This window comes from Pseudomonas sp., from assembly GCF_036404235.1.
Taxonomy (GTDB): Bacteria; Pseudomonadota; Gammaproteobacteria; order Pseudomonadales; family Pseudomonadaceae; genus Aquipseudomonas.
Window position 1 is genome coordinate 1 of the sequence record NZ_DASWOT010000061.1, and the last position, 10,670, is coordinate 10,670.

11 protein-coding genes and 1 pseudogene are annotated in these 10,670 nt (G+C 59.3%); 2 read left to right on the forward strand and 10 right to left on the reverse strand.

Annotated elements, in window-relative coordinates:
* Window positions 1-298: 298 nt before the first annotated feature.
* On the forward strand, window positions 299-1,228 hold the full coding sequence (gene traD / locus VGC62_RS07685; protein WP_331186483.1) for a conjugative transfer system coupling protein TraD: 930 nt from the start codon (window positions 299-301) through the stop codon (window positions 1,226-1,228).
* Window positions 1,229-1,318: 90 nt separating this feature from the next.
* Window positions 1,319-2,050: pseudogene (locus VGC62_RS07690) on the forward strand (TIGR03747 family integrating conjugative element membrane protein).
* Window positions 2,051-2,364: 314 nt separating this feature from the next.
* Here VGC62_RS07690 and VGC62_RS07695 read toward each other — a convergent pair.
* From VGC62_RS07695 to accC, 10 genes are all read right to left on the reverse strand, one after another.
* On the reverse strand, window positions 2,365-3,198 hold the full coding sequence (locus tag VGC62_RS07695; RefSeq protein ID WP_331186475.1) for an ABC transporter substrate-binding protein: 834 nt from the start codon (window positions 3,196-3,198) through the stop codon (window positions 2,365-2,367).
* Window positions 3,199-3,254: 56 nt separating this feature from the next.
* Window positions 3,255-3,983, reverse strand: coding sequence for an amino acid ABC transporter ATP-binding protein (locus tag VGC62_RS07700; RefSeq protein ID WP_193901681.1), 729 nt, complete (start codon window positions 3,981-3,983; stop codon window positions 3,255-3,257).
* 23 nt (window positions 3,984-4,006) lie between these two features.
* Window positions 4,007-4,750 carry an amino acid ABC transporter permease gene (locus VGC62_RS07705; protein WP_331186476.1) on the reverse strand — a complete coding sequence of 248 codons (744 nt, stop codon included), beginning with the start codon at window positions 4,748-4,750 and terminating at the stop codon, window positions 4,007-4,009.
* A gap of 6 nt (window positions 4,751-4,756) precedes the next feature.
* On the reverse strand, window positions 4,757-5,458 hold the full coding sequence (locus VGC62_RS07710) for an amino acid ABC transporter permease (RefSeq protein WP_331186477.1): 702 nt from the start codon (window positions 5,456-5,458) through the stop codon (window positions 4,757-4,759).
* A gap of 120 nt (window positions 5,459-5,578) precedes the next feature.
* Window positions 5,579-6,331 carry an SDR family oxidoreductase gene (locus VGC62_RS07715; RefSeq protein ID WP_331186478.1) on the reverse strand — a complete coding sequence of 251 codons (753 nt, stop codon included), beginning with the start codon at window positions 6,329-6,331 and terminating at the stop codon, window positions 5,579-5,581.
* A 131-nt stretch (window positions 6,332-6,462) separates the two neighbouring features.
* Window positions 6,463-7,230 carry a 5-oxoprolinase subunit PxpA gene (locus tag VGC62_RS07720; protein WP_331186479.1) on the reverse strand — a complete coding sequence of 256 codons (768 nt, stop codon included), beginning with the start codon at window positions 7,228-7,230 and terminating at the stop codon, window positions 6,463-6,465.
* A gap of 19 nt (window positions 7,231-7,249) precedes the next feature.
* Complete coding sequence (locus VGC62_RS07725; RefSeq protein ID WP_331186480.1) at window positions 7,250-7,654, reverse strand: acetyl-CoA carboxylase biotin carboxyl carrier protein; 405 nt, start codon at window positions 7,652-7,654, stop codon at window positions 7,250-7,252.
* A gap of 12 nt (window positions 7,655-7,666) precedes the next feature.
* A complete protein-coding gene (locus VGC62_RS07730) occupies window positions 7,667-8,638 on the reverse strand; it encodes a biotin-dependent carboxyltransferase family protein (RefSeq protein WP_331186481.1) in 972 nt (323 codons plus the stop codon).
* Window positions 8,635-9,306 (reverse strand): 5-oxoprolinase subunit PxpB, encoded by a 672-nt coding sequence (pxpB, locus tag VGC62_RS07735; protein ID WP_331186482.1) that lies wholly within the window; start codon window positions 9,304-9,306, stop codon window positions 8,635-8,637. The genes VGC62_RS07730 and pxpB overlap by 4 nt, the downstream gene beginning before the upstream one ends.
* A complete protein-coding gene (accC, locus tag VGC62_RS07740; RefSeq protein ID WP_331186484.1) occupies window positions 9,303-10,655 on the reverse strand; it encodes an acetyl-CoA carboxylase biotin carboxylase subunit in 1,353 nt (450 codons plus the stop codon). Before accC ends, pxpB begins: the two co-directional genes overlap by 4 nt.
* Between the last annotated feature and the right edge of the window lie 15 nt (window positions 10,656-10,670).

Sequence of the window (10,670 nt, forward strand, 5' to 3'; positions counted from 1 at the left end):
TCTCGGGCGTGCTTGTCACTATCCAGCCGGCTACCGCCGCCCGAGGCCTTTAAGGCAACCGTCTGCTTCTGGCCGGTTTCTGCCTGTCGCCACCTTCTAACTCGGATTGATTGCTAGTTGTTGTCCCGACTGCTGCAGGAAGATCACTGCTTATCATGGATGCGAAGCAAGGTTTTCAGATCGAATAAAGTTGGGGGTCAATGGAATGCTATCTCGTGAGGTATTCCGTTTGGTATCCCAATCAAAATACAAAAATAATATTAACGATAATAATCAATAGGATAAGTTACAGTTTCAGATTACCCCGGCGCGCTACGACCGTACTTACTTCGACAAAATCGTTGCCTCGCTACTGCCGCTGCTGGAGAAACTCACTACCGGTAAAACGGCCCAGTTACTGGCCCCCAACTACACCGACCTAGATGACCCGCGACCGATCTTCGACTGGATGCAGATCATCCGTAAGCGTGGCATCGTCTACGTCAGTCTTGATGCGCTGACCGACGCCGAGGTGGCCGCCGCGGTGGGCAACTCCATGTTCGCCGACTTGGTCTCGGTCGCCGGACACATCTACAAACACGGCATCGACCATGACCTGCCCCAATCGGGTAACAACAGTGACAAGTTGCCGATCAACCTCCACGCCGATGAGTTCAACGAGTTGATGGGTGATGAATTCATCCCGCTGATCAACAAGGGCGGCGGGGCCGGCATCCAGGTGACGGCCTACACCCAGACCCTCAGCGATATCGAAGCGCGAATCGGCAACCGGGCCAAGGCCGGCCAGGTCATTGGAAACTTCAATACCTTGCAGATGCTGCGGGTGCGCGAGACCGTCACCGCGGAGCTGCTCACACAGGAGTTGCCCAAGGTCAACGTGCTAACTAGAACCTTGGTGTCGGGTGCGACTGACACCTCCGATCCTGAAGCCAATACAGACTTCACTTCGTCCTCCCAGGATCGCGTCAGCAGCACAAGCGTGCCGTTGATCGAGCCCGCTCACATCGTCAGCTCGCCCAAAGGTCAAATGTTCTCCTTCCAGGCCGGTGGCCAGCTCTGGAAAGTGCGCATGTCGTTGCCAAAACCCTCCAACGACGATGCCATGCCCAAGGACCTGCAGGAACTCACTCAGCGGATGCGGGCGGCCGACAACGAGCAGGCGGGGCAATGGTGGAGTGCAAGCGGTGGCGGCCCAACAATTAACTTCGATTTGGATCAGGTGGGGTAGCCCGGCCCCGCCACAGGTTTCGATTCAGCAAACACGTATTCGGCAGGCGCCGTGGCGGCATCAACTCAACGGTGCGCAATGGAGTAAACGATGGCGACTTCCGTACAGAACACGCCGCCACAGCCGATCCAACACCCAGGACTGATTGTCTCAACGATCAGCCTGGTGCTACGCATCATTGGCTTGCTGATTGCCTCGTTGCTGTTCTCGATCCTGGCCGAGTTCGTCGGACTGCTACTGTTCTGGGGCGATCAGGGTTGGCGACACAGCCAAGCCATGCTAACCATTGAATTAGGTCGGCTCAGCGAGCACTTCAAATCTTCACTTCTCATCCAATAGCCTAGGCCAACGATTGTCCAGTGGCTGGATTTCCTCAATCAGTGGCTGCTGCTCAAGACTGGCTTTGCGGATTTTGCCCGGCAGGCGCGCGCGTCGAGCCAGAGTAACGGCTTCTGGAGCTGGACCAATCAGCTATACGTGAACATTGAGGATTTCGTGCTGGCTGCAGTGTATGTGACCTTTACCTTCGTGGCGCGCCTGACCATTCTAGTCCTGGCAACACCACTATTTTTGTTGGCCAAGCTCACCGGTTTTGTCGATGGTTTGATGCGCCGCGACCTGCGTAAGTTTGGCGCTGGGCGGGAAAGCAGCTTTGTTTATCACCACGTCAAGCGAGCAGTGGCGCCACTGTTATTCGTGCCCTGGATCATTTACTTGTCTCTCCCCTTTTCGTTTAACCCTATGGCTGTGTTTTTGCCTTGCGCCATGCTACTTGGAGTGACAATGGCGATCACCGCAGCAACATTCAAAAAATATCTTTGACGGCTTCTAGTCGGCGTTCCAACGTATCGGTACTACACATTTTTTAAAAGCGATCCGGGATTTGCTTGGCCATCTTTGTGCTCGAATAAAAGCTATGCCGATCACGAATCGTTGAGCTTAATCAGAGGAAGATTTTCGATGGTTAATGGAGGGGCATAAAAAAACCGGAACCCTTATCAGATTCCGGCCCTCCCCGATGCGCAGGGATTAGTCAAATATTCTAGCTAGACAACATAGCGGACATTCATCGGGATTGATTTTCCAACTGGACAACACATCGCTCCAGAAGATTTCCGCGCAACAACTCACCAAGCTCATGGTAGGGGATCGAACTTTAAATTGCTGAGGCTCTGTACTTTGTCCTCACGCACCATTTTGTAGGCGGTGTTCGGGCCGATCCAGCGGTCCCAGATCGCATCGATCTCCCCGGCTTTTTCCATCGACGCCAGCGATTCGTTGACCTTGGCCAAAAAGGCTGGCTCATCCCGGCGCATGCCCGCGCCAATGGGTTCGAGGGCCATCGGCTCCTTGGCCAATGCCAGTTCGACACCACTTTCCTTGGCCTGACCGACCAGTTTCAACGCGGTCATGGTGTTGGTCACCAAGCCCACGACCTTGTTTTGCTGCAAGGCCATGTAGGCCGAGCCGGTGTCCTGGAACGTCACCGGCGTGGCCCCGGCGATACGGATCGACTGCTCGGACGTCGAGCCTTTGGTGGAACTGATGCGCTTGTCCTTGAAGAAGCTTTTCGGCTGATCGGCGTTGACCGCGCGCACCACCAGGGTTTCCTTGGCAATGTAGTACGGGTCGCTGAACTGGATCTGTTCGGCGCGGGTCTTGGTGTAGGCCAGGTTGGCGAAGATCACATCGACGCGACCCATTTTCACTTCAGGAATCCGTGCTTCGACCGAAAGCGGCTTGAGTTCCAGTTCAACGCCCATGGTCTTGGCCAGCGCCTTGCACAAATCGACGTCCATGCCGACCAGTTCACGGGTTTTCGGATCCGGCGCCGAGAACGGCGGCACGTCGGCGTACACGCCGCAGCTCAACGACTTCTTGGCCATGATGTCGCTCAACTGATCGGCCTGCGCGACCGCAACAGCCAAAGGACCTAACGCCAGCGTGACTAACAGATGCTTCATACGCATGGAAAAACTCCGGGGATGAGAAAGTCGAATGGCAGAGCAAGCAAAACCGTTGGGACTCAATGAGCCCGCAGATCGGCAATAAAACGTTGCGCTCGCGGGTGCGCGGGCTGATTGAAGAAGCTTTCGGGCGTGCTCTTTTCCAGAATCTGACCCGCGTCCATGAACCAGATGGTGTCGGCGACTTCACGGGCAAAGTTCATCTCGTGGGTCACGCACATCATGGTCATGCCCTCCTTGGCCAAGCCTTTCATCACACTCAGCACTTCGCCGACCATTTCCGGGTCCAGCGCACTGGTGGGTTCATCGAACAACATCACTGGCGGCTCCATCGCCAGCGCCCGGGCGATTGCCACCCGCTGCTGTTGACCGCCGGACAACTGCGCCGGATAGGCCCCGGCCTTGTGGGCCAGGCCGACCCGATCCAGCAATTGCATGGCCTGTTGTTTGGCGGCCGAACCTTTCAGGTTGCGGATTTTGCTCGGCGCCAGGGTGATGTTTTCCAGCACTGACAGGTGCGGAAACAGGTTGAAACTCTGGAACACAAAACCCACCCGGCTGCGCAGTCGGTTGATATGAGCATCGGTGCCGTGGACGTCCTGGCCGTCGAACAGGATCTGGCCTTTCTGAATGTCTTCCAGGCGATTGACCGTGCGGATCAACGTCGACTTGCCGGACCCTGACGGGCCGCACAACACCACCACTTCACCGGGTTTCACCTCGGCGGTGATGTCGGTCAGTGCGTGGTACTCGCCGTACCATTTGTTGATGTTCGAAAACATGATCATTGGATGCATGGGCGCAACCCTCTTCAATTATCGATTGCCAGCAAGGGGTCGGTAGCCGCGGCCGGACCGCCGTTGCCCAGACGCTTGCGAGCGATACGGCGCTCCACCCAGCCGGCCAGATGGGTCAGGCCAAAACAGAGCAGGTAGTAGATGATCGCCAGGATAAAAAACACCTGGAACGGCTTGGTCAGTAGCTGGTTATTGACCTGGTTGGCAGCGAAGGTCACTTCCTCGACGTTGATGACATAGCCCAGCGAGGTTTCCTTGATGATCGAGATGAACTGGCTGATCAGGCTCGGTAGCGCGTTGTAGAGCGCTTGCGGCAGGATCACCCAGAGCGTCGTGCGCAGGTAACCGAGGCCCAGTGCGCGGGACGCTTCGTACTGACCCGGCGGCAACGCCTGGATACCGCCGCGAATGATTTCGCACAGGTAGGCGCTCTGGTAGATCACTAGGGTGCAGAGCATCGTGACAAACCCGGTGATGTTGTGGCCGATCAGCAAGGGCACCAGGAAGTAGGTCCAGAAAATCACCATCAGCAGCGGAATACCGCGCAGCACATAGACCCAGACCGTCGCAGCCCAACGCAGGCCTTTCCACGGCGAAACCCGCGCCAGCGCCAGCAGCAAGCCGAAAGGGAATGCCAGCAACAACGCCAGCGCCGCCAGAATCAAGGTGCTGGCCAAACCGCCCAAGGGGCCGTGGGGATACTGGCCGATCAGAAACAGGGTCCAGTTGTTTTGCACAATCGAGAAGAGATCGAACATGCTCGTCTACCTCGCCAGCGCTTTGTTGAAGCGCCGCGCCAACAATGCGCCGAGCCCCATCAACAGCAGTGAAAAGACCAGATAGAACACCGTGGCGACCAGGTACGACTCGAACGTGCGGAAGGTGTAGTTCTCGACTTCGCGAGTGGCGTAGGTCAGTTCGACCACGCCGATGGCCATGGCCAGGCTGGTGTTCTTGAACAACAGCACGGTGTGGTTGATCAGCGATGGCAGGCAATTACGCACCCCTTGCGGCAGGATCACGTAGCGCATCGAACGCACATAACCCAGCCCCAGCGCCCGGGACGCTTCGGTCTGCGCCGCCGGAATGGCGCGCAGGCCACTGCGGATGTCTTCACAGAAATACGCGGCCTGACACAGCCCCAAGGCAATCACCGAGAACAGGTATTCAGTGCTGTAGTTGGCCAGCCACAGCTGAGTGGATTCGCTCAGCAACGTCGGCACACCGAAGTACCACAGCATCAATTGCACCAGCGTCGGCACGTTGCGGTGATAAGACACGTAACCGGCCACCAGACGATCAGCGAGCTTGTTGCCGGTCAGGCGCACGGTCACCAGCAACAGCGCCAGGGCCATCGCCAGCAGCCAGGCGAACAGCGCCAGTTGTAGAGTCGTTTCGATGCCCTTGACGATCAGCTCGGCATATTCGCCTTGCAGAACCGCGGCCAAATCGAAGTCATGCTTCATGGTCAATCCCTACGGGCATTGGGCTAGGACAGAAATAAAAAGCGTCTGGCGAGCCATGACGTGGCTACCGCATGACGGATTGATCCGTTCTTCTGGGGTGCGTCCATTGCTGGGGAAATCTCAGCCCTGGTAATCCTGCGGGCGAGCCGTGGACAGACCGCCGGGCACTTGCAGGGTCGGGGTGATTTCCATGTGCCCGACGTTGACCGAAATCGGCGCGGCAATGGCAAACGCAATGGCGTCGGCGATGTCCTTGGCCTGCGGCAACTCGAAACCTTCGACAAAGCGTTTGTAGGTCTCTTCGGAGTCGCCATGAACGTGAGCGAAAATGTCGGTGGCCACTCGCCCCGGACAGATCTCGGTGACCCGGACCCGCTTGCCGAAGGCATCGATGCGCAATTGCCGAGACAGCATGCTCACGGCGGCTTTCGTCGCGTGGTACGTGGAGTTTCCTCCGAAGTTGTAAGCCGCAGCGATCGAACTGATGTTGATGATATGGCCGCAGTCGCGCTCGACCATCCCCGGCAGCGCCAGACGCGCCAGGTGCAGGACCGCCCTCAGGTTGACGTCGATCAGCAAGTCGATGCCTTCGGCGTCCGCCTTGAGAATCGAACCCGGCTTATCGACCCCGGCGTTGTTCACCAGAATGTCGAACTGCTGGGTTGCAAACAGGCGGGTCAACCCGGCCAGATCGGTGACGTCGATGGCGTGTGCGATACAACCGGTTTTCGCCGCCAGTTCTTCGAGCTTGTCAGCGCTGCGAGCCAAGGCATGCACCTGCACGCCTTCCTGGCACAGGCGTTCGACGACGGCGGCGCCAATGCCGGAAGAAGCGCCGGTCACCAGCGCGGTTTTGTAATCTGAAAATGGCATGAAGTTGTCCTCATATTACGTGTGCGGATCACTCGGTGACCGCGATGACTTCGACTCTATCCAGCCCTGAAGCCGTGGACCAAGACGGAATGACTGTGTGGCAATAAGCCCTGCTTATGACCGTGTAACCGTTACGCCAACAGCTGCGAAATGGGCGTGATGCAACCGCCCGCCAGCTCGATTTCTCGACGGATGGTGCGGGCCAGCTCCACCGCGCCAGGCGTGTCGCCATGCAACAGAATCGAATGCGCCGGCACCGCGATGTGCTTGCCGTTGAGCGTGGTCACGGAGCCCTCCTCCAGCAACTGTCGAACCCGTTGCAGCACGGCCGCCGGTTCCTTGATCACCGAGCCCGGCACCTTGCGCGGCACCAGCAGGCAGTCATCGTCGTAGGCGCGGTCGGCCAGAAACGTCGTCGCGACCCGCAACCCGCATTTGTCAGCGGCGTTTTCAATCGCACGACTGCTCGATGAACTAATAATCAGCGTCGGATCGAACGCCGCCACCGCACACACCAACGGCTCAGCCAACGCTGAATCGGCTGCGACCATGTTGCCCAGCGCCCCGTGAAAGCTCATGTGCGTCATGCGATGGCCGTTGACCGCCGCCATCCCGGCCAACGCCCCTAGCTGATAAATCACGTAGGTCGCCAGTTCCTTGAGTTCAATGTTCATCTGCCGCCGGCCGAAGCCCATCAAATCGGGGAAGCCGACATGGGCCCCCAAATCGATGCCGCCGGCCTTGGCCAGGCGCACGGTGTTGTCCATGATCAGCGGGTCGCCGGCATGGAAACCGCACGCCACGTTGGCCGATGAGATCAGGCTCATCAACGCTTCATCTTCACCCATGCGCCAAGGCCCGAAGCCCTCGCCCAGATCAGCATTCAAATCGATTTTCATTGCTGCTTTCCTCGCCTGTTCATGCCGCGTCCAGGCGCATGAACGCCTCGCCAAATCCCACCGTCGTGCCACACGCCGTCAACACCGCCGCCAGCCGTCCGGCCCTGTGGCTGCGGACCGGCAACAGCAAATCGCCAACCTGTAACAACGCGACCAGTTGCCCTTGCGCCACTCGACTGCCGACCGATACCAGCACCTCGCTCTGTTGCGGGTGCGTCAGCAGCAATCGGCCCAGGCCTGGGGTCTTCAACAGCTGTTCATCGGGCGCCTTCAACGCTATTGGCGCCGTGATCTGAACCGGTGCCGCGACCTCGTCGACACAACGCTTGAGAACCAGATGCAGCCCCGGACGACGGATTTCCGCGCCAGCCAGGTGAGTCTCCTTGAGCCACACCGCCAACTGGCGGATTTCCTGATTTGTCATGTCTGAATGTCCTTAGCGCGAGGCCAGCCCGTGAAGATCAACCAAGCGGCTGACCTCCGCGAGATAGCGCGAATTGTCTTCCAGGGCTGCCACAGCTTCGGCGTAACTGCACTCGATAAAGCGCACTTTGCTGCCAATCGGCGCCTGACCCAGACGCCAGAGGTCGGCCTCAATCACCGTGCCAAATTTCGGATAACCGCCACTCGGTTGCGCATCGCGCATCTGAATGATCGGCTGGCCACCGTGGGGCACCTGAATCACGCCGGGAACGATGCCGTGGGAACGGACTTCCATCGGTGCCTTGGGCAAGATCGGCGCGCCTTCGAGCCGGTAGCCGTAGCGATTGCTCTGGGTCGTGACCTTCCACTCGCCGGACCAAAATGCCGCCCGGGATTCATCCAGAAAGCACTCATATTCCGCCGCAGGCAGTACGCGCATCGCTGGCAATCCATCGCGTTGCAATGGCAAGGCCTGACTGGGTGACACGACCCCAAAATCTGAAGGCAGCGCACTCATGCCTGGACGTAACGCCGAGATCCGGTCGCCCTGCTGCAACGCCCGCCCCTGCAAACCGCCGAACTCACCGCGTAATTGAGTGCTGCGCGAGCCGAGCACCTGCGGTACGTCGACACCACCGGCCAGACAAAGGTAGGCGCGACTGCCGCAAGTCGGAAAGCCCAGACTAAGCACCTGGCCTTCCCGAGCTTGTGTCACCCAGAATGGCAACAATGGCTGACCGTCCAGGGTGGCTTCGCACGCCGCACCGGTGAACGCGAAGGCGCAGTCCTGCGTAAACCGTACTTCGAACGGAAACAGCGGGATTTCGATGGCCGCCGCGCCCTCGGGATTGCCCAGCAACAGATTGCCCAACGCCAGCGCCAAATGGTCCATCGCGCCGGAAGTCCCGACGCCGTAACCGAGGCTGCCGAAGCGGCCGAAGTCCTGCACGGTGGCCAAAGCGGTAGCCGATAAAATCTCGATCATCGAATGATCCTCTCGATGCGCAAGCGCAACATATCGCCCGGCCGAAGCATCGCCGGAGGGTTTTGGGTCGGGTCGAAAAACGACATTTCTGTGCGGCCGATGGTGTTCCAGCCGCTGGGACCGGCCGATGCAGAAACACCGGTCTGCACACCACCGATCGACACCGAGCCGGCGGCTATGCTGATCACCGGCACTTGGCGCCGTGGCGTGGCCAGGCGCGAATCCATGCCGCCGAGGTAGCAGTAACCCGGATGGCTGCCCAAGGCGTATACCGGGTACAACGGCTCGCAATGCAGGTTGGCGATGGTCTCGATGTCCAGCCCGGTGTGCGCCATGACATTGGCTATGTGTGGACCGAACTCCCCGCCGTAGACCACCGGCAACTCAACGATGCACCCTTCGAGCGGCAACGGTTGGCAGGCCTCCCAGGCCTCAAGCAAACGCTCGCACAACCCATTGAGGTCACGTGGCGGCTTGATGAACGTCAGCATCAGGTTGTTCATGCCAGGGACCGCTTCGTGGATCTCGGCCCATTCCCCCGCCTGCAAAGCAAGGCTCCAAATGCGTTGTTGCGGCGCCAGATCGAGCTCGCCCGGCGCTTCGAATAACAACGCCGTGGACCCCAGCAGACTGATGTGCGGACGCGGCGATACAGATGCAGTACTCATGTCGGACTCCGTTGCTGCAACCAGCGCTCCAGGTGATGAATGTCCACGCCGCCGGCACAGAACGCCGGGTCGTCGAGAATGTCGCGGTGCAAGGGAATATTGGTCGAGATGCCTTCCACCACCAGCTCACTCAGAGCCAGGCGCATGCGGGCCATGGCCTCATCGCGCGTCGCGCCGTGGGTGATGACCTTGGCCACCATTGAGTCGTAATACGGCGGTACTCGGTAACCGGTGGTGACGTGGGAGTCGACCCGCACACCAAAGCCACCGGGGACTTCCCAGCGCTTGATCAACCCCGGCGTCGGCATAAAGGTGATCGGGTCTTCGGCGTTGATCCGGCATTCCAGCGAGTGGCCATTGAGCTGGACGTCTTGCTGGCGCAACTCCAGCACTTCACCGCGGGCCATGCGCAATTGTTGCTGGACGATATCGATGCCGGTGGTCATCTCTGTCACCGGGTGTTCGACTTGCAGCCGAGTGTTCATCTCGATGAAGAAGAACTCGCCGTCCTCGTACAGAAATTCGAAGGTGCCGACGCCGCGATAGCCGATCTGCCGGCACGCGGCGGCACAGCGTTCACCGACCTTGGCGATCAGTTCCGGATCAATGCCCGGCGCCGGCGCTTCCTCGAGGACTTTCTGGTGCCGACGCTGCAACGAACAATCGCGGCAGCCGAGCCAGATCGCGTGGCCGTGGGCATCGCACAACACCTGGATTTCCACATGCCGTGGATGGCCGAGAAACTTCTCGATGTAGAGTTCCGGATTGCCGAAGGCCAGCCGCGCTTCTTCACGGGTCAGCGCAATGGCGTCGAGCAACTCGCCTTCCTCTTTCACTACGCGCATGCCACGACCACCGCCACCGCCGGCGGCTTTGACGATCACTGGGTAACCGATTTCACGGGCAATCGCCTGGATGCTGGCATCGTCAGTCGGCATCACAGAGTCCGGCCCTGGCACGCACGGAACTCCGGCTTCGCGCATCGCCCGTTTGGCCGCGACCTTGTCGCCCATGGTACGAATACACGCGGCGCTCGGCCCGATAAAGGTCAGCCCCGCGTTTTCGATGCGTTCGGCAAACCCGGCGTTCTCCGACAGAAAACCGTAACCCGGATGGATCGCCTGCGCGCCGCTGACCTTGGCCGCGAACAGCAGCGCCGCCTGGTTCAAGTAACTCTGGCTGGGTGACGCCGGCCCGATGCACAGGGCCTGATCGGCGTTTTGCACATACTGTGCGTGGCGATCGGCCTCGGAGTGCACGACCACGGTTTGTATCCCCAGGCCGCGGCAGGCACGCTGAATGCGCAGGGCGATTTCGCCACGGTTGGCGATCAGCACTTTGTCGAACATTGAATTCACCTGAAA